Genomic DNA, 26,577 nt, shown 5'->3' on the forward strand with positions numbered 1-26,577 from the left:
TCACGCTGGGGCGGACGCCTCGTCGCGGCCGCGCAGCGGCAGCCACGCCAGCACGTCGCGGATCTTCGCGTCCCAGTACGCCCAGTCGTGCGTCCCGGGGGAGAAGTCCACGGTCAGCGGCACCCCGCGCCGGCGCGCTCCAGCAGCGCCACGGTGTCGTCGTCGCTGCCCGGCACCTGCCGGTCGCCGAACGCCGTGCGCCACACCGCCGGGTCCACGGGGCTGGTCGGGTGGTCCCGCCGCCGGGCGACGTCCAGCGCCCCGGACAGGCTCGCCGCCGCCGCGAACCGGCCCGGGTCCCGCAGTGCCCACTTCACCGCCCCGTACCCGCCCATGGACAGCCCCGCCACGAAGGTGTCCTCGCGCCGCTGCGAGAGCCGGAAGAACGACCGGCACACCTCGGGCAGTTCGGCGCTGAGGAAGGTCCAGTACCGGTTGCCGTTCGCCTCGTCGGCGTAGAAACTCCGCCCGGCCTGCGGCATCACCACGGCCAGCCCCAACGGCGCGACGTACCGCTCGATCGAGGTGCGCCGGGGCCAGATCGTGTCGTCGTCGCTGAGGCCGTGCAGCAGGTACAGCATGGGCGGGTCGCCGGCGGGCACGCTGCCGGTCAGGCCGATCGTGGAGTCGGCCCGCTCGGGCAGGAGCACGGTCATCGCGGTGCCCATGCCCAGGGCCTCGGAGTGGAAGTCGCAGCGGATCAACGCCACGGGCGCCGATGCTACGCGGACGGCCCCGGCCCCGCCGCCGTCCCGGCGGCCGGAGGAACTTCGACCGGGACGTCCAAGAGGGTAGATCAACGGTTTACCAGCCTGTAACGTCCAGACTGCTGGAACTGTCACAGAGAAGTGGGAGTCAGTGGTGAGCGACGTGTCGACGGCGCTGGGTGTGCGCCTCTACCCCGACCTGGTCGAGCTGGGCGGGCTCGCGTCCGCGCTGGCCCTGACGGCCACCCGGCTCGAGCTCGACGCGGGCCGGGTCAGCGCCCCCGAGCAGGGGCGCAGCCGCTTCACCTGCGCCAGGCTGAGCTCCGAGCGCGGCACGGTCACGGTCAGGCTGGGCTCCCAGGCCCGGTACTTCATGGTCGACCTCGCGACGGACGGCGGGACCCGGGCCTGCGGCGACACCATCGACCTGGACCAGGTCGTGCGGGTGGCCGCCGCGTGGCGTGAGGGCATCTCCCTGGCCGACCTCACCGCGCGGTTCCGCTTCATCGACCACGTCAGCGCCGACCCGGTCGCCGAAACGGCCTGACGGTACGTTCCCACCCGGGCCCGCCCGCGCGGTGGGCCCGTCGCGCGCGCCGCCGTGCCTGAGCGGCTCGGGCGATTCCCGCCGGCCGCACCCGCCGCCAATATCGAATTGTGGCCCCCGCGACCCCGGCCTTCCGTGAACGGGCAACGCCGAACGCACGAGTCAGAGGGAGTCGCCGTGGCGCAGCGCACCCGCACCCAGGCCCAGCGGCCCACGCCGCGCGGCGGTGCCCAGCTGCGCGCCGGAGAACCAGCCTGGGGCCGGCGGCGGCGACCGGGGTGGCGGCGCGGATAGCGCCCGCGCGACCCACGCAGCCGCCCGCCCCGACCGGGGCCGGGCGGCTTTCTCGTCCACCGGCTCCCGGCGGTGGCACCCCTCACCCGCGTCCCACAGGGACGCTCCCGCGGTTGTAGCGCAGCTCTGGCAGCGCGTCACCCCGCCATGGCGAGGTCGCCGGTGCGAATCCGGCCAACCGCTTCGCAGACGAAAGACCGACCAAGGAGACGACGATGGCATTCACCCCCCTGCCGGGCACCCGCGCGCCCGTTCGGGTCTGGACCGACCCGTACGGCATCGAGCCGCAGGCGGCCCAGCAGCTGCGTAACATCGGCGCACTGCCGTGGGTCGAGGGTGTGGCCGTCATGCCCGACGTCCACTTCGGCAAGGGCGCCACGGTCGGTTCGGTGATCGCGATGCGGCAGGCGGTCTCCCCGGCGGCCGTCGGCGTGGACATCGGCTGCGGGATGTCGGCCGTGCGCACCTCGCTCACCGCGGACGACCTGCCCGACGACCTCGCCCCGCTGCGCGCCGCGATCGAGGCGGCGATCCCGGTCGGCTTCGCCAAGCACGACGACGCGGTCGACCCGCGCCGGGTGCGGGGGCTGGAGCAGCGCGGCTGGGACGACTTCTGGCGGCGCTTCGGCACGCTCGACAAGCGGGTCGCCCAGCTGGAGACGCGCGCCCAGCAGCAGCTGGGCACCCTCGGCGGCGGCAACCACTTCATCGAGGTCTGCCTGGAGCAGGGCGGCCCCGACGCCGGGCGGGTCTGGCTGATGCTGCACTCCGGGTCGCGCAACATCGGCAAGGAGCTGGCCGAGCGGCACATCGACATCGCCCGGCGGCTGCCGCACAACGTCGACCTGCCCGACCGGGATCTCGCGGTGTTTTTCGCCGGCACGCCGGAGATGGACGCGTACCGCCGGGACCTCTGGTGGGCGCAGGAGTACGCGCGCCGCAACCGCGCGGTGATGCTCGCGCTGCTCTGCGGCGTGGTCCGGGACCGGTTTCCGTCGGTCGGCTTCGACGAGCCGATCAGCTGCCACCACAACTACGTGGCGGAGGAGACGTACGGCGGGGTGGACGTGCTGGTCACCCGCAAGGGCGCGATCCGGGCGGGCGCCGGCGACCTGGGCATCATCCCGGGCTCCATGGGTACGGGCTCGTACGTCGTGCGCGGCCGGGGGAACCCGGACGCGTACTGCTCGGCCTCGCACGGGGCCGGCCGGCGGATGTCGCGCGGGCAGGCCAAGCGGACGTTCAGCACCGAGGACCTGGCGCGGCAGACGGCCGGGGTGGAGTGCCGCAAGGACGCCGGGGTGGTCGACGAGATCCCCGGCGCGTACAAGGACATCACGGAGGTGATGGCCCAGCAGGAGGACCTGGTGGAGGTGGTCGCCCACCTCAAGCAGGTGGTCTGCGTGAAGGGCTGAGCGACCGGCCGGCGCCGCACACGGGGCGCCGGCCGGCCCAGGGTCAGGGCCGGCGCGGGCGGGCGCCCTTGAGGCGGCGGCCCAGCTCCCGGGCGATCTCCCGGTTGGCGTCGCGCTCGGCGATCGCCTGGCGCTTGTCGTACGACTTGCGGCCCTTGGCCAGGCCCAGCTCGACCTTGGCCCACCCGTTGGCGAAGTACATCGACAGCGGCACGAGGGTCAGCCCGCCCTCGCGCATCCGGTCGAGGATCCGGTCGATCTCGACCCGGCGCAGCAGCAGCTTGCGGGTGCGCCGGGGCTGGTGGTTGGTCCAGCTGCCGAAGCCGTACTCGGCGATGTGCAGCCCGTACAGCAGCAGCTCACCGTCGCGCTCCTGGGCGAAGGCGTCCACCAGCGAGACCCGGCCGGCGCGCAGCGACTTCACCTCCGTGCCGGCGAGCACCAGCCCCGCCTCGTACGTCTTCAGGATGGTGTAGTCGTGGCGGGCCTTGCGGTTCGACGCGACGAGGGTGCGTCCGGTCTCCCTGGGCACGATCGGCCTCCCCCTGATGGCGCGTCGGTCGCGGTCGGGACGCGGCGCCGTGAAGCGTAACGCGGGTGCGGCGCAAGGCGACGGCGGCCACAATGCCGGGATGGATCACCGAACGATGGTCCGCCTGAGCAAGCGGATGTCCCGGGCGCTGCGGCACGAGCCGTACCGGATCGGGCTGGCCCCGGACGACGCCGGCTGGGTCCGGGTGGACGACCTCCTCGCGGCGATGAGGATCGACCGGGCCGACCTCGACGCGGTGGTGGCCGGCAACGACAAGCAGCGCTTCGCGGTGCGGTGCGGCCCCGACGGGGTCGAACGGATCCGGGCCACTCAGGGGCACTCCATTCCCGTGGACCTCGGCCTGGCCCCGCAGTCCCCGCCCGAGCGGCTGTACCACGGCACCGCCGCCGCCGTGCTGGACTCGATCCGGGCCACCGGCCTGAACCGGGGCGGGCGGCACCACGTCCACCTGTCGCCGGACGTGGACACCGCCCGCCGGGTCGGCGCCCGCCGGGGCGGCCCGGTCGTGGTCCTCACCGTCGACGCGGCGGCGATGGCCCGCGACGGCCACGTCTTCTACCGCAGCGACAACGGCGTGTGGCTCACCGAGGCGGTGCCCGCCGCCTACCTCACCGCGGGGTAGTGGCAGGCGCGGATTCGCGTCACCGGCATTGAAAAGCCGGCCCCGGGCCGGCGGGATCGGCGGTCCGGCCCGGCCGTCGCGGCGCTGCTGCACGCCTGGCGGGCCCTGGACGCCCCACCCGTCCTCGCCGGGGCCGAGGACGCCGAGGCGCTGCGCCGCCTGCCGCTGGCCGGCCGGGTGCTCCCCGTGGCCGACCTGGCGACGGCCGCCGGAGCCGGACGCCGACCCGGCCCGCAGTGACCTGGGGTTTTCCCTCGACCGGGACCGTTGGGTCCCCGAGAGCGCAGTTATTGTCGTACCCGGCGTCCAGCATGGACGCATGGCTGTCCCCGCACTGGCCCACGAGCCCACCCCGCCGCGTGCCCTGCCGCTGCGCGAGGCCCGCACCCGGCTGACCCAGCTCGTCGCGATGGCCGAGCTGACCGACACGGTCACGCTGGTCACCCGCGACGGCGACCCCCGCCCGATCGCCGCGATCGTGCCCGCTACCGCCGCCCGGACGGCGGCCCAGGCCCGCGCCGACGCCGACCGTCTCGCCACGGTCACCGCCGGCTGGGCTCGCCGCCTCGACGAGCTGCACCGGCAGAGCAGCCGGCGGCACGCCGCCGAGCTGCGGGCGGTGACCGCGGCGCTCGCCGAGGTCTGGGCCGAGCTCGACCGCCGGGTCGCCCCCGGCAGCGACCCGGCCCTGGCCCGGCTCCGCGCCGCCCACGCCGACCTGCTGCGCGACTGACCCGTCCCGGTCGGCCGGTGAATTCCGGCCGGCCGCTGACGTCCGACCCCCGGGCGGCTGGCGCGACGGCCAGCGACGGCTCGTATCCTGTGCGCGAAGGCTCGATAAGTTCCCAGAAGGGGGTCGGTGTGAGCAACCGGATCGAGACGCTGGAGTTCCAGGCGGAGGCGCGCCAGCTGCTTCAGCTGATGGTCCATTCGATCTACTCGAACAAGGACGTCTTCCTGCGCGAGCTGATCTCCAACGCGTCCGACGCACTGGACAAGCTGCGCCTGGAGTCCCTGGTCGACAAGGATCTCGCAGCCGACGTCTCCGACCTGCACATCGAGATCGAGGTCGACCGCGACGCCCGCACGCTCACCGTCCGGGACAACGGCATCGGCATGTCCCGCGACGACGTGGTCCGGCTGATCGGCACCATCGCCAAGTCGGGCACCGCCGAGCTGCTGGCCAAGCTGCGCGAGTCCAAGGACTCGGCCGCGTCCGCCGACCTGATCGGGCAGTTCGGTGTCGGCTTCTACGCCACGTTCATGGTCGCCGACCGGGTCACGCTGCTGACCCGCCGCGCCGGGCAGAGCGAGGGCACCCGGTGGGAGTCCACCGGCGAGGGCACGTACAGCGTGGAGACCGTCGACGGCGCCCCGCAGGGCACCGCCGTCACGGTGCACCTGAAGCCCGAGGACAGCGACGACCACCTGTACGACTACACGGCCGAGTGGAAGATCCGCGAGATCGTCAAGCGGTACTCCGATTTCATCGCCTGGCCGATCCGGATGACCGTGGAGCGCAAGGGCGCCGACGACGAGGTCACCCGCGACGTGCAGACGCTGAACTCGATGAAGGCGCTGTGGGCCCGGCCGCGCAGCGAGGTCGACGAGGCCGAGTACAAGGAGTTCTACAAGCACGTCAGCCACGACTGGGCCGACCCCCTCGAGACCATCCACATGAGGGGCGAGGGGACCTTCGAGTACGAGGCGCTGCTGTTCCTGCCGTCGCACGCCCCGGTCGACCTGTTCGCCCCGCAGGCCCGTCGCGGCGTGCAGCTCTACGTCAAGCGCGTGTTCATCATGGACGACTGCGACGCGCTGATGCCCAACTACCTGCGCTTCGTCAAGGGCGTCGTCGACGCGCACGACCTGTCGCTCAACATCTCCCGCGAGATCCTCCAGCAGGACCGCCAGATCAAGGCGGTCCGCCGCCGGCTGGTGAAGAAGATCCTCGCCACGGTCAAGGAGATGAAGGCCGAGCACGCCGAGCGCTACCGCACCTTCTGGTCGGAGTTCGGCCCCGCGCTCAAGGAGGGCCTGCTCGACGACCCGGACAACACCGAGGCGATTCTCGACGTCGTCTCCGTGGCCTCCACTGACGACCCGGAGCAGCTGACCGGCCTGCGCGACTACGTGGAGCGGATGAAGGACGGCCAGACCGACATCTACTACATGACCGGCGAGTCCCGGTCGATGATCGAGAACTCGCCGCACATGGAGGCGTTCCGGGCCAAGGGTTACGAGGTGCTGATCCTCACCGACCCGGTGGACGAGGTCTGGGTCGACCGCGTCGGCCAGTTCGACGGCAAGCCGCTGCGCTCGATCGCCAAGGGCCAGGTCGACCTGGACACCGAGGAGGAGAAGAAGGAGGCGGAGTCCGCGCGTGAGCAGCAGCGCCAGGAGTACGCCGACCTGCTGTCGTGGATGACGGAGAAGCTGCGCGACAACGTCAAGGAGGTTCGGCTCTCCACCCGGCTGACCACCTCGCCGGCCTGCGTGGTCGGCGACGCCCACGACATCACCCCGACGCTGGAGAAGATGTACCGGGCGATGGGGCACGAGGTGCCGCAGGTCAAGCGGATCCTGGAGCTGAACCCGGGCCACCCGCTGGTGGAGGGGCTGCGCAAGGCCCACGAGCAGGGCGCCGAGTCCGACGCGGTCGCCGAGACCGCGGAGCTGCTGTACGGCATGGCGCTGCTGGCCGAGGGCGGCGAGCTGGCCGACCCGTCCCGGTTCACCCGCGTCCTCGCCGACCGGCTGGCTCGCACCCTGTAGGGCCGCGGCGGGCAGGTACGAACCGGCCGGCGCCAGGGAGGCGCCGGCCGGTCCTGCCGCTCGTGCCCGCCCCGTGCCGCCTTCGCGATCGCCGGTTCCGAGACCGCCAGGATCCACCACGCCGGGTGGGTACTTCCTGTGGAGCTGATGTCGTGGACGAATCGGCGGAGCGCCGGGCGATGTCGTGGCCGACTGGGCCAGCGACCGCCACACTGACCTGTGTGGGGGGTGACTCACGTTCGCGATGTGCGGGATCGGACGGACACTACGCTGCGTCACCGTCCGGCCCGGGGGCGGCCTGGTCCGAGTCGGTCCGTCGGGCGTCATGCACGGTCTGCGCGGCTGCGGAACTCGACTGTGGAGCCCGTCGCCCGAGCGGGTGAAGAAGGTAACAATAGGTGGGCGACCGTCGCGGAGGGTGCCTAACGTCGGTCGGGTCCGCGAACGTGGACACCACGGTCGGTAACGCCTAATCCTGCCGCCGGCCGTCGGCACCTTGTCCTCAGGCAGGAGCGGGGGACCCAACGTTCCTCGGTGCACCGTCACCTCGGGGTGAAGCCGCCACCGGCGGCCGGGCTCCTCGGCCCGAACCCGACAGCTCACCTCGTCGGCGTGGAGGATCACCATGGCAACTGGATACATCGCCCGCCACCGTCGGGTGACCGCTCGCCGTGCCGCCGTCGGGACCGTCGCGGCGGGCGCCGTCGCCGGCGCCGTCGCCCTGTTCGGGCCGGCCGCCCCGGCCCAGGCCGCGGTCAACTGGGACGCCATCGCCCAGTGCGAGTCCGGCAACAACTGGCACATCAACACCGGCAACGGCTACTACGGGGGCCTGCAGTTCTCGCAGAGCACCTGGGCCGGCTACGGCGGCAAGAAGTACGCCGCGCGCGCCGACCTGGCGACCCGCAGCGAGCAGATCCGCATCGCCGAGAAGGTGCTCCGGGGCCAGGGCATCGGGGCGTGGCCGACCTGCGGCAAGAAGGGCGGCTCGACCAAGAAGTACAGCCCGAAGTCGGAGACGAAGGCCGCCCCGAAGAAGGAGCGGTCCTCGCGTACCGAGAAGCCGGCGTCGCGGAGCAAGCGGGACACCACGAAGAGCACCCCGTCCACCGGCGGCGGCCGGACGTACGTGGTGCGGTCGGGGGACACCCTGTCGGAGATCGCGCAGGCCAAGGGCGTCGGGGGCGGCTGGCACGCGCTGTGGGAGAAGAACAGGCGGGTCCTGGGCGACCGGCCCAACCTGATCTTCCCCGGCCAGCGGCTCAGCCTCTGACACCCGCTCACCGGGCCGGTTCGGGCCGGTGACCCGCACCGAAGCGCCCGGCCGGTACTCCGGCCGGGCGCTTCCGGGTCCCGAGGCCGGTACGCGTGGACTCCGGGCCGGCTGGGTAACACGGGCGAGCATGAGCACCAGCACGCTGACCAGGCCCGACGAGGCCGCTCCGGACCGCGTCGGCATCGTCGCCGTCGTCGCCCACCGGAAGAAGACCCTCGGCGGCGGCCTCGACGAGCTGCGCGCCACGCTGGTCGACGCCGGCGTCGACGACCTGCTCTGGTACGAGGTGCCCAAGAGCCGCAAGGCGCCGAAGAAGGTCCGCAAGGCGCTGGAGAGGGGCGCCGGGCTGGTCTTCGTGTGGGGCGGCGACGGCATGGTGCAGCGCTGCGCCGACGCCCTCGCCGGCAGCGGCGTGCCGATGGCGATCCTGCCCGCCGGGACGGCGAACCTCTTCGCCACCAACCTCGGCGTCCCGGCCGACCTGCCGGGGCGGTGCGGGTGGGCCTGGGCGGGCGGCGGCGCCGGCTCGACCTGGGCCGGCTCAACGGCGAGCACTTCGCGGTGATGGCCGGTGCCGGCTTCGACGGCGAGCTGATCGGCGAGGCCGACCGCCGGCTCAAGGGCCGGCTGGGCCGCCTCGCGTACGTGTGGACGGGGCTGCGGCACGTCCGCGGCGAGCTGGTCCGCACCCGGATCCGGGTGGACGGGTCCGACTGGTTCGACGGCGAGGCGAGCTGCGTGCTGTTCGGCAACGTCGGCACGATCACCGGGGGCATCCCCGCGTTCGACGACGCCCGCCCCGACGACGGCGCGCTGGAGGTGGGGGTGGCCACGGCGGCCGGCGCGGTGGACTGGGCGCGGACGCTGGGCCGGATGGCCGCCGGCCGCTCCGACGAGTCGCCGTTCGTGCGGATCACCCGGGGCCGGAAGATCAAGGTACGGTTCGCCGCGCCGCGGACGTACGAGCTGGACGGCGGGGCGCGGGCGGAGACGAAGCGGCTGAAGGTCAGGGTGGCGCCCGGGGCGCTGACCGTCTGCTGCCCCGACGACTGAGGGTCAGCGCGGGGCCGCCCGCGCGGCCAGCGGGCGGGCCCGGCGTAGCACCGCCGGCAGCCGCCGGGACGCCAGCCGGGCGAGCGCCGCGCAGCCGATCCCGACGGCCAGGGACGCGACCAGTGCCGCCCACCGCGACCACGGGGCGACCAGCGGCCATACCTGCCAGTGCGTGAGGTGGACGTACAGCGAACCGCCGGCCAGCAGCGCCGCCGCCCGGTTGACCGCCCGCCGGCTCGGCAGCGCCGGCACCCAGACCAGCAGCGCGAACCCGGCCACGACCAGCGCCTCCCGCGCCGGCTCGCCGAAGAACCCGGGCACCGTGAGCACGGCGCCGGCGGTCACCGCGAGGCGCCGTCCGGTGGTGTCGGCCCGGGCCGCGGCCCAGCCGGCGAGCGGCAGCGCGAACGGCAGCCGCCGCTCCAGCCGGTCCACCGCCGGCACGGCCAGCACTGGCTGCTGGCGCTGGCGTACGCGACGCTGTTCCTGCCGCTGGCCGTCGGCGCGGTCGCGTCCGCCGCCGCGCAGAGCCCGACCGCCGTGGAGGAGGCCGCCCGGTCGCTGGGCCGGGGACCGTTCGCGGTGTTCCGCACGGTCACCCTGCCGCTGACCCTGCCCGGCATCGGCGCCGGCGCGGCGCTGACGTTCCTCACCTGCATGAAGGAACTCCCGGCCACGCTGCTGCTGCGGCCCACCGGAATGGACACCCTGGCCACCGAGCTGTGGACGCACACCTCGACCGCCGCGTACGCCGCCGCGGCCCCGTACGCGGCCATCCTCGTCGCGCTCGCCGCCGTGCCCACCTGGCTGCTCGCGGCCCGCACCGGACTCACCGACCCCGGAGGCACCCGGCGCGATCACGGTCGCCGGCCGGCCGGTGCTCGGGACCGCGTGCACGTCCCGGCGCACCGCCGCCGCGTCGCCGTCGTGCCGCAGGAGGGGGCGCTGTTCCCGCACCTGTCCGTCGCGGACAACGTCGGCTACGGCCTGGACCGGGCCGCCCGCCGCTCCGGCCGGGTCGAGGAGGTGCTCGACCTGGTCGGCCTCGCCGGGTACGGCGCGCGGATGCCGCACCAGCTCTCCGGCGGCCAGCAGCAGCGGGTCGCGGTGGCCCGGGCGCTGGCGCCCCGGCCGCCGCTGGTGCTGCTGGACGAGCCGTTCAGCGCCCTGGACGCGAAGCTGCGCGCCGAGCTGCGGGCCGACGTGCGGCAGGCGCTGCGCGCCGACGGCGCCACCGGCGTGCTGGTCACCCACGACCAGGGCGAGGCGCTGTCCGCTCGCCCCGTCCGGCGGGGCACCCGCGACCGTGGTCCGGCAGGACTTCCACGGGCGCGACGCGCTGACCACGCTGCGCCTCGACGACGGCACCGTGCTGACCGCCCGGACCCTCGACGAGGGCACCGGCCTGGCCGCCGGCGCCCAGGTCGCGGTCGCGGTGCGGGGGCAGGTCCGGGCGTACGCCGGATAGCCGCCAGGGCCCCTACCGGCGCGGGCCGGCCAGCCGGAGCGCGTTGCAGACGTCGACGACGTCGGGCACGCTCCACGCCAGCTCCCCGGCGGCCCGGCGGGTCTGCGGGTCGGCGACGACGCCGGAGAGGATGACCACGCGGTTCTGCACGGCGATGCAGACGTGCCGGTGCCGGCTGGTCCAGCCGTCGCCGAACCGCCGGGCCACCGCGGCGGCGATCCGGGCGTCGTCGTCCGTCGGCCCGGGCTCGTCCGGCCAGGAGCGGTCGTCGGGGTACGGCCAGGGCATGACCACGGAAGGTGCCTCTCTGGACTGGTCGGGCCGGCGACGCCGGGCGGCGGTCAGGTATGGGCGCAGGGGACGGCGGGGAGCGGCCCGGCCGGGGCCGGTGAGAGTCGGGCGAGCGCCGCGGCGGGACTGTCGAACAGCGGGAACGCCCCGGTCAGGCGCATGGTGTGCAGGACGGCGCGGACGAACCGCGACGGCGCGGCCAGGCACAGCGCCCTGCCCCGCTCGCGGGCGTCGCGCTGGGCGCGGACGAGCAGGCCCAGACCGTCGGAGTCGACGGTCCGCACCCCGCTCAAGTCGACCACGACGTACGCCCCGACCTCGACCGCGTCGCGCAGCGCGCACCGTAGGGCGTCGCCGTCGTCGAGGTCGGCGGCCACCACGCCCGGCAGGTCGACGCCGAGGGTGGTGTCGCGGTCCGCGCGGCGCGGGCGGGTCCCGGGCGGCAGCGGGCTGCACCGCGGGCAGCGGTGCGGGCCGGTGGCGAACGGGGACCCACTCCAGCCGTACTCGGCGAGCAGGGTCCAGACGACCTCGGCGTCCGGCAGCACGCACGCCGTGCCGGTGTCCGTGTCGCCGCAGGTGTCGCAGATCAGGGTCATCCGCTGGTCGTCCGGTACGACCGTCATCCGTGCTCCTCTCCCGGGCCGCGGTCGGTGCCGGACGGGGTCTGCCGCGCCCAGGCCGAGTCGGCGCGGCCGGCGGTGGCCGCGACGAGGGCGACGCCGACGCCGGCCAGCCCGGCCGGCGCCAGCAGGTCCAGCAGCCGGAGGCGCGCGCCGTCCACGCCGGCCAGGCGGACGAGGACGGCGCCGAGCAGGGCCGCGGCGACACCGGCGACGAGGGTGAGCCAGCGCGGCGCCACCGGCGCGGGAACCATCAGCCCGCCGAGCGCCCCGACGACGAGCCCCACGGCGAGGGCGCTGACGAGGGCGACCCCGGTCACGCCCGCTCCCGTGCGGGATGCGGGGCCGGCGGCGGGACGGTGCATCTCGCGCGTGCCAGCGGCGTGGTCACGACGTTCCCCCTCTCCTCGCGGATGCCGACGGCCACCACGGTGCCCGCCCCGGTTGGCGGGCTTGGCGCGGGCGCATGACAGTTGCGTGACAAATCCGCCGCCGGGCCGGCGCGACTGGTCGGCCGGCGGGGGGCTTGGGAATGATGCCGGTATGACGGCGGTACTGGTGATCGAGGACGACGACCGGATCCGGCTGGCGCTGCAACTGGCGCTGGAGGACGAGGGATACGACGCCTGGGGCGCGGCCACCGCCGAGGAGGGGCTGCGCGCGCAGCGCCGCGACCCGGCCGACTACGTCCTGGTCGACCTGATGCTGCCCGGCATGGACGGCTTCGAGTGCATCCGCGCGCTGCGCCGCGACGACGACGTGCCGATCGTGGTGGTCAGCGCCCGCGACGACACCCACGACATCGTGGCCGCGCTGGAGGCCGGTGCCGACGACTACGTGGTCAAGCCGGTCGCCATCAAGGAGCTGACGGCCCGGCTGCGTGCCCTGCGCCGCCGCGCCCGCGCCGCCGTGCCGGCGGCCTCCGGGCCGGTGCCGGTGCTGTCCTTCGGCGAGTTGGAGGTCAGCCCGGAGGCGGGCGAGGTCCGCCGCGCGGGGCGGACCGTCGCGGTCACCCGCACCGAGTTTCGACTGCTGTGTGAGCTGGCCGAGCACGCCGGCCGGGTGCTGTCGCGCCAGCAGCTGCTGAGCCGGGTGTGGGGGTACGACACCGGCGACGAGCGGCTGGTCGACGTCCACGTCGGACGGCTGCGGCAGAAGATCGAGGCGGATCCGGCCAACCCGAGGCACCTGGTGACCCTGCGCGGCCTCGGCTACAAGCTGCAGCGGTGAACCGCGTCCGCCGCCGGTCGTGCCGCCGCCTCGGCCTGCGCGCCCGGGTCACCGCCGCGTTCGCCGCCGGCGCGCTGCTGCTGGCCGCGTCGATGGCGCTGGTGTCGTACGAGCTGACCCGCCGCTCGCTGCTCGACGAGCGGGAGCGCACCGCGGTCCGGGCCGCGTACTTCGACGCCGCCGTGGTGCGCAGCGGGCTGGACGCCGAGGCCCCGGACGTGGCAGAGGTGCTGCGGTCGCTGGACACGGGGAGCAGCCGGCGGGCCCTGCTGCACCGCGACGGCCAGTGGTACGGCCTCATCGCCGACGAGGGCCTCACCGCCGCCATCCCCGAGGACCTGCAACGCCTCGTCCGCTCCGGCGAGCCGGCCGTGCAGCGGGTCCGGGTCGACGGGCAGGCGGCGCTGCTGGTCGGGGTGCCGCTGTCCGGCTCGGCGACGTACTACGAGGTCAACTCGCTGGGGGAGTTGGAGCGCACGTTCCGGGCCCTGGCGCTGACGCTGACCGCGGTGGCCATCATGGTGGCCGGCTCCGGTGCGGCGCTGGGCTGGTACGCGACCCGGCACAGCCTGCGTCCCCTCACCGCGGTCGCCGACGCCGCGGAGCGGATCGCCGCCGGCGACGTCACCGCCCGCCTCGACCCGGCCACCGATCCCGACCTGACCCGGCTGTCGACGTCGTTCAACCACATGGTCGACCAGCTCGCCCGCCGGATCGAGCGGGACCGCCGGTTCGCCGCCGACGTCAGCCACGAACTGCGCTCGCCGTTGCAGACCCTGGCCGCCGCCGCGAGCGTCCTGCAGCGGCGGCGCGCCCACCACGACGGGCGCACGGCCACCGCCGCCGGCCTGGTCGCCGACGAGATCGACCGCTTCCAGCGGCTGGTCAACGACCTGATCGACCTGGCCCGCAGCGACGAGACCGCCCGCCGGGCCGCCGTCGACGTGGCGGCCCTGGCCCGCGCCGCCTGCGCGGACCGGGACCTGCCGCCGGCGCTGGTGGCCCTCGGGGCGGACACGCCGGCCACCTGGCGGGTGGAGCGGCGCCGCGTCGCGCAGGTGCTGGCGAACCTGCTCGACAACGCCGTGCGGTACGGCGCCGGCCCGGTCGCGGTGCGGCTGTCCCGCGCCGGCGACGCCGGGGTGATCGAGGTCGACGACCACGGCCCGGGCGTCCCCGCGGAGGACCGCGAGACCATCTTCGACCGGTTCGTGCGCGGTCGGGCCGCCCACGACCGCGGCGCCGGCGACGGTACGGGCCTCGGCCTGGCGCTGGTCGCGCAGCACGCCGCGGCGCACGGCGGGCGGCCGAGGTCGCGGACCGCCCTGGCGGCGGCGGGGCCCGCTTCCGGGTGACCCTGCCGGGGAGCCTGTCGTGACCCGCGGTTCGTGCGGTGCCGGCGCCCGGCGGGTCGTCCGCGCCGCGCGCGGCGCCCGCCGGGGCGTCGTCCCGGTGGCGCTGGCCGCGCTGCTGACGGCGGTCGCCGCCTGCGGGGTCGGCACGGAGGCCGCGCCCCGGGTGGTCGAGGCCCCGCCCGGCCCGTTCCCCTCGCCGACCACCGTCGACCTGCCGCCGGCGGCCGGCCGGGTCACCGAGACGCTCTGCTTCGTCCGGGACGACCGGCTGGTGCCGGTGGCCCGCCGCGTCGTTGCCGCGCCCACCGCCGACGCCCAGCTCCGGCACCTGCTCGCCGGGCCCACCGCCGGCGAGCGGGCGGCCGGCCTCACCAGCGCCCTGGCCGGGGTGACGGGTGCCGGCGTCACGGGCGTGGTCGCCGGCGAGGCCCGGGTCACCGTGGCCGGCGCCGGCGATGACAACGCCCGCAGCGACGAACTGATCGCGTTCGGGCAGATCGTCTGCACGCTGACCGCCCGCGACGACGTCACCGCCGTGTCGTTCCTGCGCGGCGGCCGGCCCCTCGGGGTGCCCAGGGCGGACGGCGCGCTGTCGCCCCGGCCCCTGACCGCCGACGACTACACCGCCCTGCTCGCCGGCCGTTGATCCGCCCGCCGTGGCCCGGTCACGGCGGGCGGCGTCGTCCGCCCGGTGCGGTACGGTGCCGCGGGTGACCGTCCTTCGTTCGCTGCTGCTGTTCGCGCTCGCCGCGCTCGCCGAGATCGGCGGGGCCTGGCTGGTCTGGCAGGGTTGGCGCGAACACCGCGGCCTGTGGTGGATCGCCGCCGGCGTCATCGCCCTCGGCGCGTACGGCTTCGTCGCCACCTTCCAGCCCGACCCGAACTTCGGCCGGATCCTCGCGGCCTACGGCGGCGTGTTCGTCGCCGGCTCGCTCGCCTGGGGCGTCGTCGTCGACGGCTTCCGCCCCGACCGCTGGGACGTCGTGGGTGCCGTGATCTGCCTCGTCGGCGTCGCGGTGATCATGTACGCGCCGCGCGGCGCCTGACGTCCGGTCCCGCTCAGGTGACCCGGGACGGCTCGCCCGGCACGTGCTCCCAGGCGCGCCGCTCGGCGAGGTCGCGCAGCCGGTCCATGGCGTCCCAGACGTCCACGTACCGGGTGTACAGGGGCGCCGGGCCGAGGCGCAGCCGGTCGGGGGTGCGGTAGTCGCCCACCACCCGCGCCTGCGTGGCCAGCGCCCGGGAGATCCGCAGCGCCTCGGGGTGGTGCAGCGAGACGTGGCCGCCGCGCCGGTCCGGGTCGCGCGGCGAGGCCACCCGGAAGCCGTGCGGGGTGAGCCAGGCGTCGGTCAGCGCCACGATCAGCTCGCCGAGGCGGCGGCCCTTGGCGCGTATCCGGGCGACGCCGGCCTCGGCGAGGACGTCCAGGGCCGGGTCGAGCGCGGCCAGCGAGAGGATCGGCGGGGTGCCGACCAGGAACCGGTCCACGCCGGGGGCGGGGTCGTAGTCGGCCCCCATGAGGAACTGGTCGCGCTGGCCGAACCAGCCCTGGATCGGCTGGCGCAGCCGGGACTGCAGCTCCCGGCGCACGTACAGGAAGGCCGGGGCGCCGGGGCCGCCGTTGAGGTACTTGTAGGTGCAGCCGACGGCGAGCTCGGCGCCGCTGGCCTCCAGCTCGACCGGCACCGCCCCCACGGCGTGGCAGAGGTCCCACAGCACGACCGCACCGACCTCGCGGGCGGCGGCGTTCACGGCCGCCATGTCCAGCAGCGCCCCGGACCGGTAGGAGACCGCGGAGAGCACCACCAGCGCCACGTCGGTGTCCAGCGCGGCCCGCAGCTCGTGCAGCCGCAGCCCCTCGTCGAGGTCGGAGGGGAGCATCCGCAGGGTCAGCCCGCGGGCCTGCGCCAGCCCCTGCAGGACGTACCGGTCGGTGGGGAAGTCCTCGGCGTCGACGAGGATCGTACGGCGCCCGCCCGCGGCGTCCAGCGCGGCGGCGGCGAGCTTGTACAGGTTGACCGAGGTCGAGTCGGAGACCACGACCTCGCCGGGGCGGGCGCCGAGCGCGTGCGCGGCGAGCCGGTCGCCGAGGCGCCGGCCCCACTCGATCCACGTCGGCCAGGAGCGGACGAGTTGGTCCCCCCACCCCTGGCGGACCAGCCGGTCCAGGTGGGCCGGGGTGGCCGCCGGCAGCCGCCCCAGCGAGTTGCCGTCGAGGTAGATGAGGTCGTCGTCGCCGATCACGAACCGGTCGCGCAGGTCCGCCAGCGGGTCGGCGGCGTCCAGCTCCTTGGCCAGGTACCGCGGGAAGTCGTCGCGCATCTGCCGCTCCCTTCACCCGAGGTCTACCGCGGCGACGGGCGGCCCACCGTAGCCGTTCGGCCCCGCCGACCGGCCCGGGCGCGTACGCCGGTCCCGACCAGCGGGAGCGCGACCCGGGCGGAGGCCGGACGGGGATGGCCACTCGGGGTGCCCGATCGGCGTGCCAGGGCGCCTTCGAACGTTCCTACAGTCGCCGAGGACCCGCGCGGACGACGCCGCGTCATCCGTTCGGCTCCGGCCGAGCGCGACGTGGGCCGTGTGCCGCGCCGAACCGGCCCTGGGGCCACCGACGTGGAGGCGACGCCGACATGCGGAAGCAGCCTGGCGGTGCTGGTCGCCATGGCCGGCCGCACCCGCTCGCCGGGGAGGCTGCGTACGGGCGACCCGCGGACGGGTGCCGGGTCGAGAGGCGGAAGGGGCTGATGGACGTGCCGCTGGACGGGGCGCCGCACGCGGCGATCGTGGGGATCGGCGGGTACCTGCCCGAGCGGGTGGTGACCAACCGGGAGGTGTGTGCCGGCATCGACTCGACCGAGGAGTGGATCCAACGCCGCTCCGGCATCCGGCTCCGTCGCTTCGCGGGCCCCGAGGAGACCCTCGCGGTGATGGGGCACGCGGACCTGGGCAACGCCGCCGCCGCGTCGGTGCCCATGGCGCTGGACCGACTGGTCAGCCGTGCCCCGGAGGTCCGCGGCGGCCTCGCGCTGCTGCTCGGGTTCGGCGCCGGTCTGCTGTACGCTGGTCAGGTGGTGCGGCTGCCCTGAACGTCCGTTTACCTCGCAGGGCGAACATTTGCGGACGGGCGCTACCGCCGCGTCCCAATATACTTGTCGACTCAATAATTCCCTGCCGGTTGGCGCATGGCGGGTAATCGCGCGCTGGGAGCGGTCCCGATATTGGTCGCCGAGCTTTCCGGCAGGGTGCGAAAGGTTTACCGGTCCGGTAACCCGCGAATGCTACGGAGAGTAGTAGTCGCCCCGGCAGGAGGCTCTCTCGGCAGCCAATCGACAAGCCGAGGGCGGGTAACCTTGGCTGCAATTTGCAACGTTGTCGACCGGTGGCCGCCCTGGCCCGCGTCGATGCCTGGCCCGCTCAGCGGGCGCCCTGGTAGTTCGGCGGCGGCTCGGCGTCCGACCAGGGCGGCAGCGGGCTCGGGGCGTCGGCCAGGAAGGCGCGGACCACCGCCAGGAACTCGGCCTCCTGCTCCAGGTGGATCTGGTGACCGGAGCGGTCGAAGAAGATCAGCCGGCTGCCCGGCACGCTGCCCTGGTAGTCGGCGGCGAACGACCACGGCAGGTAGTCGCAGGCGCCCTTGAGGATCAGCGCGGGCACCCGCAGCCCGGCCAGGGCCGGGCGGATGTCGTCCGCCTGTCGGGTGCTGGCGAGGGGCACCTGGTTGGCGTAGAACCCGGGTCGGGCGGGGGCCGGCGGGGCGGGGCTGTCGGCGCAGACCAGGCCCGGCGCGGCCTGCCGGTACAGGGTGGCGAAGCGGGCGTCCATCTCCGCGTCGCCGGAGAACGCGTGCGCCGCCCGCGGATTGGCCCTGACCAGGCTCCAGGTCAGCATGGCCCGCGGGGACAGCGTGCTGCCGAGCACGGCCAGCCGCTGCCGGGTGTCGAGCCGGCCGAGCATGCCGTTGCCGCTGACGTCGCCCACCTGCGGCACCAGGCGCCCGGGCGAGTAGAAGACCACCCGGGAGACCCGCTCCGGGTGCCGGGCCAGGTAGTTGGCGGCGAGAGTCGCCCCGTACGAGTGCCCGATCAACACCATCCGGTCGGTGCCGATCCGGCGGCGGACCTCCTCCAGGTCGGCGACGTCCCGTTCGAGTGAGTAGCCGGCCGGGTCGGCCAGCCGGCTGGAGCGGCCCGCCCCGCGCTGGTCGTAGAGCCAGACGTCCCGGCCGCTGCCGGCGAGCCGGCCCAGCACCGGCGCGTCGTGGTCCATGTCCGCCACCCCGGGGTCGCCGTGCAGGAAGACGATCGGATCGCCGGTCGCCCGGGGCCGGGCCGGCACCAGCAGCGCGGCGAGCCGGGCGCCGTCGGGCAGCGCCCAGTGCCGCAGGCCGGCCGGGTCCCGCGTGGCGTGCGGGGCGTTCGGCGCCAGCAGCGCCCACGCCGCGGGGAGCAGGACCAGGATCGCCGCCACGGCGGCCCCCACCGCCCGGGCCCGGCTGGCCGTGCCGTCCGGCAGCCGCTGGGTGAGCAGCCAACCGCCCGCCGCCAGTACGGCCGCGTAGGCCGCCAGGCCGGCCGCGAGGAACACGGCGGGGCGGTCGCTGACCCGGGCCACCCCGAACACGGCGGACCAGGCGACTCCGATTGCGACAACGAGGATTGCTAATGCACCGGCAATACGCAGAACGGTCATCGCGGTCCGTCTTGCCCGGGGGAATGTCGTCACGCCGGCATCGTTTCACGCCGGGTCGCCGGGGCAAAGCCACAATGGTCCGGGGCGGCGGGACTCGCATTTGACGACGTCAACGCGGGTCGGCGCCTCCCGGCCGCGTGGCCTACTCTTCGTAGTCACTCTGGTTTTGTGGTGTCGAGAGCCATGGACCGTTAACATTCCCGTCAGGAATGATCGACCAGCTCGGATATCTGCTTATCCGGCTGGTCGAGCCGCAAGCTCATGTTCCATTTCCAACGGGCGGCGAGGCCCCCGGCCGCACCGGCCGTCGGCGCCGCGCCGCCCGGATGTGTGCAGGGGGCCGTGCGAGGCCCCGGGGGAGGAAGAGAACATGCAAGAGGTGAGCGTCAGCCCACGCCCGTCAACGGCCACCGCCGGGCTCGCGGTCCTGGTGGCCATCGAGAACGAGCTGACCCGCTGCGGACTCAGTCAGATGCTGGCGGACCTGCCGATGGTGACCACCGTGCAGCCCGGCGGCGACCCGCTCGCCACCATCCGACTGCTGGAGACGGGCGAGTACCAGATCCTGATCGTCTCCGCCGACGGCCCGCCCGGCGGCACCGACGCGGTCCTCGCCGCCGCCGTGCGTACCGGCACGTCCTCGCTGTTCCTGCTCCGGCAGCCGGAGGACGCCCTGCTGCCGGAGGTCGCCACGCTGTCGGTCGACGGGTTCCTGCTGGAGCCGGGGCTGAACCGCACGGTCCTGGCCGACAGCCTGCACAAGCTGCGCCACGGCGAGATGCCCATCCCGGGGTCCCTGGCGCGGCGCATTCTCGATGAGCTACGTACCGCTGGCAAGCCCCGTTCGGACCCGCCTTTCATGCTCACGCCGCGGGAACGGCAGGCTCTTAAGCTCTTGGCCGAAGGGCTCAGCAACAAGCAGATCGCCCGACGGCTCGGCATCTCCGAGCACGGCGCGAAGCGGCACGTCGGCAACGTCCTGGCCAAACTGAACTGTCCCAACCGGACGGTGGCGGTGACCGTCGCCCTGAGCCACGGTCTGCTGGCCGAGGAGACGGTACAACCACCGGACCCGGCCGTGGTCAACCTCCGCCGCCGCATCGCGTCCGTGCCGGAGCAGCAGCAGTGGGGCAACGGAGGGAGAGCGTGATGACCGACGCCAAGGTGTGGCTGGACGGGGCCCTGGTTGACTGGGACGACGCGCACGTGCACGTCAGCTCGCACGGCCTGCACTACGGGATCGGCTTCTTCGAGGGTATCCGGTGCCACGACACCCCGCAGGGCCCGGCCATCTTCCGCCTCACCGACCACCTGCGCCGGCTGGCCCGCTCCGCGGCCACCTACCTGGTCCGCCTGCCGTACACCGTCGAGGACCTCGCCGAGGCGTGCCGGGCGGTGGTGCGGGCCAACGGCCTCACCGAGGCGTACCTGCGGCCGATCGTCTTCCTCGGCGCCGGGCCGAACCCGCTCACCGCCCCCTACCGGGTGGCGATCATCGCCGGCACCGACGGCCCGCTCGTCGGCGGCGCCAAGGAGCAGGGTGTAAAGGCCAAGGTGTCCAGCTACCAGCGGATGCCCTCGCACGTGCTGCCCCCGGCGGCGAAGGCCACCGGCCAGTACCTGAACTCCTACCTGGCCCAGGTGGAGGCGCTGACCAGCGGATACGACGAGGCCATCATGCTCAACACCGAGGGCCACGTCACCGACGGCTACGCGCACAACATCTTCGTCGTGCGCGACGGTGAGCTGCGCACCCCCACCCTCGCCTCCGGTGCCCTGGAGGGCGTGGTTCGCGACACCGTTCTCACCCTCGCCAGGGAGGACGACATCCCGACCCGCGTCGACGTGCTCGTCCGCACCGACCTTTACCACGCCGACGAGTGCTTCCTCACCGGCACGGCGGCCGGCATCGTGCCGGTGCTGAACGTGGACGGCCGGCCCGTGGGCAGCGGCAAGGTGGGGCCGGTGACGCAGCAGCTCGCCGCCCGGTACGCCGACCTGAACACCGGGCGCAACACCGCCCACCCCGAATGGCGGGAGCTGGTGGGATGACCGTGCCGGAGACGGCCACGGAGCTCGACTACCGGGGGCTGGTCCGCGGCGCGCTCGCGGGCGTCGACCCGGACCGGCGGCGTGGCTGGGCGGCCGACGGGCACCTCCACCGGGAGGTGCTCGCGGCCCTCGCCGCGCACGGCGTCTTCCGCGAGCGGTGGACGCCCGGGGCGACCGGCGGGCTGCCCCGGCTGGTCGCCATGGCCGAGGAACTCGCCGAGTTCGACAGCGGGCTGGCGCTGGCCGCGATGGGGCACAGCGAGGTGTTCGTCGGCGCGCTGACGTGGCTGGCCGCCGACGCCGCCCAGCGGGACCTGCTCGACGACGCGCTCGCCGGCCGGGCCGTCGGCTGCTTCGGCGCCACCGAGCCGCGGGGCGGCTCCGACCTCGCCGGTATCCGCAGCACCGCCACCCGGGAGCCGGAGGGCTGGCGGCTGGTCGGCCGCAAGCGGTACGTGTCGAACCTCGGCGCGGCGACGCACCTGCTGGCCGTGGCCCGGGTGGCCGGCGGCGGCCCGCGCGACCTGGCGCTGTTCCTGGTCCCCCTGGACACTCCGGGCGTCCGCGTCGAGGGCTTTTTCGACACCGCCGGCCTGCGTTCCTGCGACGTCGGCGAGGTCGCCTTCGACACGCTGCTGCCGCCGTACGCGCTGCTCGGCGCCCCCGGCATGGGCCTGGCGTACGCCAGCCGGCTGCTGCAGTTCGAGCGCCTCTCCATCTGCGCGCAGCTGCTCACCGCCGGCCGGATGGCGCTGGGACTGGCCGCCGCGCACGCCCGCCGGCGGATCGTCGGTGACGGACCACTGCTGGACGAGCAGGCCGTCCGGCACCGGCTGGCCCACGCCCACGCCCGGCTCGGCGTCGCCGGCGCCGCGCTGCGCGACACCGTGGCCCGGGGCGCGGCCGGCGAGGGCTTCGCGCACGAGGCCGCCGCCCTCAAGCTGGTCGTCTGCGACATCGTGGAACGCGTGACCGACGACTGCCTCCAGGTCTTCGGAGCCCGCGGCTACACCACGAACTTCCCGCTCGAGGGCTGGTGGCGGGACGTGCGGCTGGCCCGCATCGGCGGCGGCGCCGACGAGGTGCTCACCGAGCTGGTCGCGCGTCGGCTGCTGCGGCCGGACCCCCCGGTTCGACGCCGAGCTGGAGCGGCTGACGGCCGCCGACACCCCCCATCCCTGAGCCCGGCCGGGGCGCGACCACCAAGTCCACCCCCACCCCCACCCCCACCCCCACCCCCACCCCGCCGCCCGGCCCCGTGCCCTGCACGCCGCCGGGCCCGCCGGGCCGCCGGGCCGCCGGGCGGCTATCGGATCGAGCTGGGCGAGATCGAGGCCGCCCTGGCCCGCCACCCCGGCGTCGCCGCGGCCGTGGCCGCCGCCCCGGGCGACCGGCACCACCGGCGGCTGGTCGCGTACGTGGTGCCCACCGACCCGGACGCCGACCGGGACGCCCTCGTCGAGGCGGTCCGCGAGGACGCCGCCCGGACGCTGCCCGCGTACCTGGTGCCGCAGTTCGTGCTGGCCCTGGACCGGCTGCCGCTGTCGGCCAACGGCAAGGTCGACCGGGCGGCCCTGCCCGACCCGGCCCGGCTGGCCGGCGAGCAGGCCCCGACCGGGGAGGCGAGCCCGACGGCGCTGCTGCTGGCCCGGCTGATCGGCGAGGTGCTCAACCAGCCCGAGGTGGGGCCGTTCGACAACTTTTTCGCCGTCGGCGGCGACTCCATCACCGGCATCCAGATCGTCGGCCGGGCCACCGCCGAGGGCATCGAGATCACCCCCGCCGACCTGTTCGCCCACCAGGTCGTCGCCGAACTGGCGGCGGTCGCCGACGCCCGCGCCACCGCCGCCGGGCGGGACGCCACGGGCGGCACCTTCCCGCTCACCCCGTGGCAGGCGGCGCTCGTCGGCCCGGACGGGCCGGCCCGGCCGCTGGGCGTGCAGGTGCTCGACCTGCCGGTGCCCGCCGGGGTCGACTCCGACGCCGCCGGCCGCGTGCTGGCCGCCCTGCTCGCCGCGCACCCCGCGCTGCGGCTGCGGCTGGTGCCCGGCACGGACGGCTGGCGGCAGCGCGTCGGCGTCGAGGACGAGCCGTACGTGCCGCTGATCGACCTGGCGCCGCTGCCCGAGGCGCGCCGGGAGGCGGCCCGCGCCCAGATGGTCGCGGACATCCGGGACGAACTGGACGCGGTCGACGGGCCGCTGACCCGGGCCGCCCTGTTCGACCTCGGCGACGGGCAGCGCCGCCTCGTCTGGCTGGTCGCCGACCTCGCCGTCGACGCCCGCTCCTGGCCGCCGCTCTACGCCGACCTGCGCCGCGCCCTGGACACCGCCGCCAGCGGCGCCGGCCCGGAGCTGCCCGCGGCGCCGGTGCCGCTGGGCCACTGGGCCGAACGCCTGGCCGCCGCGGTCGCCGGTCCGGCTGCGACCGCCGGTCCGGCTGCGACCGCCGGTCCGCGACCGCCGGTCCGGCTGCGACCGCCGGTCCGGCTGCGACCGCCGATCCGGCCGCCGACGCCGAGTCCGGCGGCCCGGCCGCCGGAAGCGCGAACGGGCAGCTCCACAGGACACCGACGCGGGCACCCGCGGCGGCGACGGCGACAGCTCGCCCCTGCCACTCGGGCCGGCCGAGCCGGGCGCGCCCGCGTACCGGCGGGAGGTGCGGGTGCCGGCCGCGCGGGCGGCGGCGCTGCTCGACGCGGCGTCCCGGGCGTACCGGCTGGCCGCCGACGAGGTGGTGCTCGTCGCGCTCGCCGCCGCGCTGCGTGCCACCGGCGCCGACCGGGCCACCGTGGACGTCGAGCACGACCTGCGCGCCGACGGGGTCGGCGACCTCGACGTCACCGGCGCGGTCGGCCCGTACGCCACGGTCGCCCCGCTGACCCTGGACCTCCCCCCGGACCCTGATCCAGACGGTCAAGGACCACCACCGCGCCACCACCCCCGCCCCGGCGATCTTGCACTTTCGGCCCTCGGTTCGCGGCATTCGTCCGGTTCGCCGGGGCGCGAAGTGCAAGATCGCGGGCACCTGCGCCGGCGGGCGCAGGTGCTGGTGCGGCATCTCGGGGACCTCAACGGGGCACCGGGGGCGGCCGGGGAGGCCGCGGCGGCGCCGCGGGCGTACGACGGGACGGGGCACCGGCTGCTGGTCACCGGGCACCTCGCCGCCGGCGACCTCGTGGTCGAGCTGTCCGCCGTCGCGGGACCCGCCGACGCCGCCACGCTGGACGGTCTGGCCGAGGCGCTGACCGCCGCGCTGGACGAGCTGGCCGAGCACTGCGCCCGGCCGGGCGCCGGCACGGTCAGCCCGAGCGACTTCCCGCTCGCCGGGCTCGGCCGCGACGACCTCGCGGCCTTCCTCACCGCCGTGACCCGGTCCACCAGCGCCGACGCCGCCGGCCGGGACTCCGACGCCGACACCGAGGGGACGCCACGATGACCGTCGCCACCGAACCGGGGGTGCCGCAGCCGGTGACCTGGCTGCCGCCGGAGGACGCCAAGTGGCGCGACACCGTCCGCGGGTTCGCCGCCGAGGCCGTCGCGCCCCGCGTCCGCGCCATGGACGAGGCCGCCCGGATCGACCCCGACCTGGTCCGGGAGCTGTTCGCCGCCGGGCTGATGGGGGTGGAGATCCCCGAGCTGTACGGCGGCGCCGGGCGGGACCTGTTCGCCACCGTGCTCACCATCGAGGAGATCGCCCGGGTCGACCCGTCCGTGGCCGTCCTCGTCGACGTGCAGAACGCCCTGGTGGCCAGCGCGCTGCTGCACCACGGCGACGGCGACGCCCGCCGCCGGCACCTGCCCCGGCTGGCCAACGGCACCGTCGGCGCGTACGCCATCAGCGAGCCGGAGGCCGGCAGCGACGCCTTCGCCAGCCGCACCACGGCCGTCGCAGACGGCGGCGGGTACGTCCTCAACGGGGCGAAGCGGTGGATCAGCAGCGCAGCCGAGGCCGGCCTGTTCATCGTCTTCGCCCGTCGCCGCCGAGCTGCAGGCCGCACGGGCCCTGCTCTACGACACCACCCGGCTGCTCCAGCACGGGGGCACACCCGCGCAACGGCTGCGCGCCACCGCGATGGCCAAGTACGTCGCCTCCGACGTCGCCGAGCGGGCGGCCGCGCTGGCGGTGGAGACGCTCGGCGCCAACGGCTTCGTCCCCGAGCACGGGGTGGAGAAGTTCTACCGGGACGCCAAAGTCGGCAAGATCTACGAGGGGACCTCCAACATGCAGTTCCGCACGATAGCCGCCACCCACGGCCGCGCCGGCGGCCCGACGGAGGGCTGAGCGATGGCCAGGACGCTGCTCTTCTGCCTGCCGTACGCCGGCGGCTCCGCGATGCGCATCTACGGCCGCTGGCACCGGGAGCTGCCCGACTCGATCGAGGTGGTGCCGGTCGAGTACGCCGGCCGGGGGGCCCGGATCGCCGACACTCCGCTGACCAGCGTCGACGCCATCACCGCGGACATCATCGGCGTCCTGCTGGGCCGCATCGACCGGCCGTACGCCATCTTCGGCCACAGCCTCGGCGCGCTGGTCGCGTTCGAGCTGGCCCGCCGGCTGGAGCACCTGCACGGCCGGCCCGCCACCCACCTGTTCGTCTCCGGGCAGCGCGCCCCGCAGCTGCCCCACCCCATGGCCCAGTACGACTACCAGCTGCCCGAGCCCGAGTTCAAGGAGCGGCTGCGCGAGCTGGCCGGCACGCCGGAGGAGGTGCTCGCCAACGAGGAGCTGCTGAACCTGGTGACTCCCGTCCTGCGCGCCGACTTCGAGGCCGCCGACACGTACCAGTACCGGCCCGGCCCCCGGATGAGCTGCCCGCTGACCGTCTACGGCGGCGCCGACGACCCCGAGGCGCCGCCGGACACCCTGCCGGACTGGTCGGCGCTGACGTCCGGCCCCTGCGACGTGCGGGTCCTCCCGGGTCAGCACTTCTTCCTCAACGACGAGCAGGCGACGGTGCTCAAGGGGATCGTCGCGGACCTGGAGCCGGCGGCGCCGGTGGAGAACGGAAGGACGTCCTGATGCGGCTGCGCCCCTGGTTCTACAACATCCTGTACCGGTTGAACGCCGCACCCTGGGACAAGGAGGTGCGCCCGCAGCTCACCGAGCTGGTCGAGTCCGGCCGGCTCACCCCGACCGAGCTGCCACGCGCCCTGGACTTCGGCTGCGGCACCGGCGCGGAGGCCGTCTACCTGGCCACCAAGGGTTTCGGCCCGGTCGTCGGCGTCGACTTCTCGCCGGTCGCGCTGCGCCGCGCCCGCGCCCGCGCCCGCGCCGCGTCGGCGGGCGTCGCCGACCGGTGCACGTTCACCCAGGCCGACATCACCGCCGGCCCGATCCCCGGCCTGGCCGACGAGTACGACCTGATCTGCGACTTCGGCGCGCTCAACGACACCGAGGGCGAGCAGCGCCTCGCGGTGGCCCGGGCCATCCACCGGCTCAGCCGCACCGGCGGCAAGGTCGTGCTGTTCTGCTTTTAGGGCGACAAGACGCAGCTCAAGGGCGGGCAGAAGATGGCGCCGATGATCGCCCCGGGCGAGGAGAAGGAACTCTTCGGCGACGCGTTCGAACTGGAGTACCTGCCCAGCCGGCCGCGCACCGTGACGCTGCTGATGACCCGCCGCTGA

At 75.1% G+C, this 26,577-nt stretch carries 25 protein-coding genes, 1 tRNA gene, 6 pseudogenes and 1 riboswitch; of the genes and pseudogenes, 24 read left to right on the forward strand and 8 right to left on the reverse strand.

Translation table 11 applies throughout. The features are described from left to right. A pseudogene (locus JD77_RS24245) lies at positions 1 to 710 on the reverse strand (alpha/beta hydrolase). Between the two features lie 151 nt (positions 711 to 861). On the opposite strand from JD77_RS24245, the gene JD77_RS24250 reads away from it, so the two are divergent. The 3 genes from JD77_RS24250 (at position 862) to JD77_RS24260 (ending at position 2,963) form a co-directional block, all read left to right on the forward strand. Beyond that, entirely contained in the window at positions 862 to 1,254 is a 393-nt protein-coding gene (locus JD77_RS24250) for a hypothetical protein (protein WP_145776314.1), read from the forward strand. 403 nt (positions 1,255 to 1,657) lie between these two features. Beyond that, a tRNA-Gly gene (locus JD77_RS24255) sits at positions 1,658 to 1,731 on the forward strand. Between the two features lie 32 nt (positions 1,732 to 1,763). Continuing rightward, positions 1,764 to 2,963 (forward strand): RtcB family protein, encoded by a 1,200-nt coding sequence (locus JD77_RS24260; RefSeq protein ID WP_145776315.1) that lies wholly within the window; start codon positions 1,764 to 1,766, stop codon positions 2,961 to 2,963. A gap of 43 nt (positions 2,964 to 3,006) precedes the next feature. Here JD77_RS24260 and smpB read toward each other — a convergent pair whose 3' ends face one another. Then, entirely contained in the window at positions 3,007 to 3,495 is a 489-nt protein-coding gene (gene smpB / locus JD77_RS24265) for an SsrA-binding protein SmpB (protein WP_145776316.1), read from the reverse strand. Between the two features lie 100 nt (positions 3,496 to 3,595). Here smpB and JD77_RS24270 point away from each other — a divergent pair, with 100 nt between their 5' ends. The 6 genes from JD77_RS24270 (at position 3,596) to JD77_RS34025 (ending at position 9,242) form a co-directional block, all read left to right on the forward strand. After that, entirely contained in the window at positions 3,596 to 4,138 is a 543-nt protein-coding gene (locus JD77_RS24270) for an RNA 2'-phosphotransferase (RefSeq protein WP_145776317.1), read from the forward strand. 319 nt (positions 4,139 to 4,457) lie between these two features. After that, positions 4,458 to 4,871 (forward strand): type II toxin-antitoxin system Phd/YefM family antitoxin, encoded by a 414-nt coding sequence (locus tag JD77_RS24275; protein ID WP_145776318.1) that lies wholly within the window; start codon positions 4,458 to 4,460, stop codon positions 4,869 to 4,871. Between the two features lie 128 nt (positions 4,872 to 4,999). Next, entirely contained in the window at positions 5,000 to 6,913 is a 1,914-nt protein-coding gene (htpG, locus tag JD77_RS24280) for a molecular chaperone HtpG (RefSeq protein WP_145776319.1), read from the forward strand. A 456-nt stretch (positions 6,914 to 7,369) separates the two neighbouring features. Further along, positions 7,370 to 7,541: riboswitch (cyclic di-AMP (ydaO/yuaA leader) on the forward strand. Then, positions 7,539 to 8,186, forward strand: coding sequence for a LysM peptidoglycan-binding domain-containing protein (locus JD77_RS24285; protein ID WP_145776320.1), 648 nt, complete (start codon positions 7,539 to 7,541; stop codon positions 8,184 to 8,186). Its footprint overlaps the riboswitch before it by 3 nt. Positions 8,187 to 8,316: 130 nt before the next feature. Then, on the forward strand, positions 8,317 to 8,754 hold the full coding sequence (locus JD77_RS34020; protein ID WP_246140889.1) for a diacylglycerol/lipid kinase family protein: 438 nt from the start codon (positions 8,317 to 8,319) through the stop codon (positions 8,752 to 8,754). Next, positions 8,682 to 9,242: a diacylglycerol/lipid kinase family protein gene (locus JD77_RS34025; protein WP_246140892.1), complete on the forward strand. Its 561-nt coding sequence runs from the start codon at positions 8,682 to 8,684 to the stop codon at positions 9,240 to 9,242. Before JD77_RS34020 ends, JD77_RS34025 begins: the two co-directional genes overlap by 73 nt. A gap of 3 nt (positions 9,243 to 9,245) precedes the next feature. On the opposite strand, the pseudogene JD77_RS34030 reads toward JD77_RS34025, so the two are convergent. After that, positions 9,246 to 9,695: pseudogene (locus tag JD77_RS34030) on the reverse strand (AMP-dependent synthetase); the annotation flags it as partial. Here JD77_RS34030 and JD77_RS32470 point away from each other — a divergent pair. Beyond that, positions 9,696 to 10,079: pseudogene (locus tag JD77_RS32470) on the forward strand (ABC transporter permease subunit); the annotation flags it as partial. 13 nt (positions 10,080 to 10,092) lie between these two features. Further along, positions 10,093 to 10,710 (forward strand): annotated as a pseudogene (locus JD77_RS32975) (ABC transporter ATP-binding protein); the annotation flags it as partial. 12 nt (positions 10,711 to 10,722) lie between these two features. Here the strand turns inward: JD77_RS32975 and JD77_RS24300 are convergent. Genes JD77_RS24300 through JD77_RS24310 form a run of 3 tightly spaced genes read right to left on the reverse strand, consistent with a single transcriptional unit; the run spans position 10,723 to position 11,944 of the window. Then, complete coding sequence (locus tag JD77_RS24300; protein ID WP_387227799.1) at positions 10,723 to 10,998, reverse strand: BON domain-containing protein; 276 nt, start codon at positions 10,996 to 10,998, stop codon at positions 10,723 to 10,725. Positions 10,999 to 11,051: 53 nt separating this feature from the next. Next, positions 11,052 to 11,627 carry an STAS domain-containing protein gene (locus tag JD77_RS24305; RefSeq protein WP_145776322.1) on the reverse strand — a complete coding sequence of 192 codons (576 nt, stop codon included), beginning with the start codon at positions 11,625 to 11,627 and terminating at the stop codon, positions 11,052 to 11,054. After that, complete coding sequence (locus JD77_RS24310; protein ID WP_145776323.1) at positions 11,624 to 11,944, reverse strand: GlsB/YeaQ/YmgE family stress response membrane protein; 321 nt, start codon at positions 11,942 to 11,944, stop codon at positions 11,624 to 11,626. The genes JD77_RS24305 and JD77_RS24310 overlap by 4 nt, the downstream gene beginning before the upstream one ends. Before the next feature lie 223 nt (positions 11,945 to 12,167). Here JD77_RS24310 and JD77_RS24315 point away from each other — a divergent pair, with 223 nt between their 5' ends. From JD77_RS24315 to JD77_RS24330, 4 genes and pseudogenes are all read left to right on the forward strand, one after another. Continuing rightward, complete coding sequence (locus JD77_RS24315; RefSeq protein WP_145776324.1) at positions 12,168 to 12,854, forward strand: response regulator transcription factor; 687 nt, start codon at positions 12,168 to 12,170, stop codon at positions 12,852 to 12,854. 92 nt (positions 12,855 to 12,946) lie between these two features. After that, a pseudogene (locus JD77_RS24320) lies at positions 12,947 to 14,232 on the forward strand (sensor histidine kinase). A 74-nt stretch (positions 14,233 to 14,306) separates the two neighbouring features. Then, complete coding sequence (locus tag JD77_RS24325; protein WP_145777753.1) at positions 14,307 to 14,855, forward strand: GerMN domain-containing protein; 549 nt, start codon at positions 14,307 to 14,309, stop codon at positions 14,853 to 14,855. Between the two features lie 64 nt (positions 14,856 to 14,919). Beyond that, entirely contained in the window at positions 14,920 to 15,255 is a 336-nt protein-coding gene (locus JD77_RS24330; RefSeq protein WP_145776325.1) for a YnfA family protein, read from the forward strand. A gap of 13 nt (positions 15,256 to 15,268) precedes the next feature. On the opposite strand, the gene kynU is transcribed toward JD77_RS24330, so the two are convergent. Beyond that, on the reverse strand, positions 15,269 to 16,531 hold the full coding sequence (gene kynU / locus JD77_RS24335) for a kynureninase (RefSeq protein ID WP_145776326.1): 1,263 nt from the start codon (positions 16,529 to 16,531) through the stop codon (positions 15,269 to 15,271). A 422-nt stretch (positions 16,532 to 16,953) separates the two neighbouring features. Here kynU and JD77_RS34035 point away from each other — a divergent pair, with 422 nt between their 5' ends. Next, positions 16,954 to 17,295, forward strand: coding sequence for a 3-oxoacyl-[acyl-carrier-protein] synthase III C-terminal domain-containing protein (locus tag JD77_RS34035; RefSeq protein WP_145776327.1), 342 nt, complete (start codon positions 16,954 to 16,956; stop codon positions 17,293 to 17,295). 328 nt (positions 17,296 to 17,623) lie between these two features. Here JD77_RS34035 and JD77_RS24345 read toward each other — a convergent pair whose 3' ends face one another. After that, positions 17,624 to 18,898: an alpha/beta hydrolase gene (locus JD77_RS24345; RefSeq protein ID WP_145776328.1), complete on the reverse strand. Its 1,275-nt coding sequence runs from the start codon at positions 18,896 to 18,898 to the stop codon at positions 17,624 to 17,626. Between the two features lie 370 nt (positions 18,899 to 19,268). Here JD77_RS24345 and JD77_RS32985 point away from each other — a divergent pair, with 370 nt between their 5' ends. The 8 genes and pseudogenes from JD77_RS32985 to JD77_RS24380 all read left to right on the forward strand — a co-directional run bounded on the left by JD77_RS32985 (position 19,269) and on the right by JD77_RS24380 (position 26,430). Beyond that, positions 19,269 to 20,048 (forward strand): helix-turn-helix transcriptional regulator, encoded by a 780-nt coding sequence (locus JD77_RS32985; protein WP_246140893.1) that lies wholly within the window; start codon positions 19,269 to 19,271, stop codon positions 20,046 to 20,048. Beyond that, positions 20,048 to 20,950 (forward strand): branched-chain amino acid transaminase, encoded by a 903-nt coding sequence (locus JD77_RS24355; RefSeq protein ID WP_145776329.1) that lies wholly within the window; start codon positions 20,048 to 20,050, stop codon positions 20,948 to 20,950. The genes JD77_RS32985 and JD77_RS24355 overlap by 1 nt, the downstream gene beginning before the upstream one ends. Further along, a complete protein-coding gene (locus JD77_RS24360; protein ID WP_170286530.1) occupies positions 20,947 to 23,856 on the forward strand; it encodes an acyl-CoA dehydrogenase family protein in 2,910 nt (969 codons plus the stop codon). Before JD77_RS24355 ends, JD77_RS24360 begins: the two co-directional genes overlap by 4 nt. Positions 23,857 to 23,959: 103 nt before the next feature. Continuing rightward, positions 23,960 to 24,388: a hypothetical protein gene (locus tag JD77_RS24365; protein WP_145776331.1), complete on the forward strand. Its 429-nt coding sequence runs from the start codon at positions 23,960 to 23,962 to the stop codon at positions 24,386 to 24,388. Then, a pseudogene (locus JD77_RS34040) lies at positions 24,385 to 24,873 on the forward strand (acyl-CoA dehydrogenase family protein); the annotation flags it as partial. The gene JD77_RS24365 and the pseudogene JD77_RS34040, both read left to right, overlap by 4 nt. Positions 24,874 to 24,976: 103 nt before the next feature. Continuing rightward, a complete protein-coding gene (locus tag JD77_RS34045) occupies positions 24,977 to 25,234 on the forward strand; it encodes an acyl-CoA dehydrogenase family protein (RefSeq protein WP_246141339.1) in 258 nt (85 codons plus the stop codon). 3 nt (positions 25,235 to 25,237) lie between these two features. Next, a complete protein-coding gene (locus tag JD77_RS24375; RefSeq protein ID WP_145776332.1) occupies positions 25,238 to 25,972 on the forward strand; it encodes a thioesterase II family protein in 735 nt (244 codons plus the stop codon). Beyond that, a complete protein-coding gene (locus JD77_RS24380; RefSeq protein WP_145776333.1) occupies positions 25,972 to 26,430 on the forward strand; it encodes a class I SAM-dependent methyltransferase in 459 nt (152 codons plus the stop codon). The genes JD77_RS24375 and JD77_RS24380 overlap by 1 nt, the downstream gene beginning before the upstream one ends. The last annotated feature ends 147 nt before the right edge of the window (positions 26,431 to 26,577 follow it).

This window comes from Micromonospora olivasterospora (assembly GCF_007830265.1).
GTDB lineage: Bacteria > Actinomycetota > Actinomycetes > Mycobacteriales > Micromonosporaceae > Micromonospora > Micromonospora olivasterospora.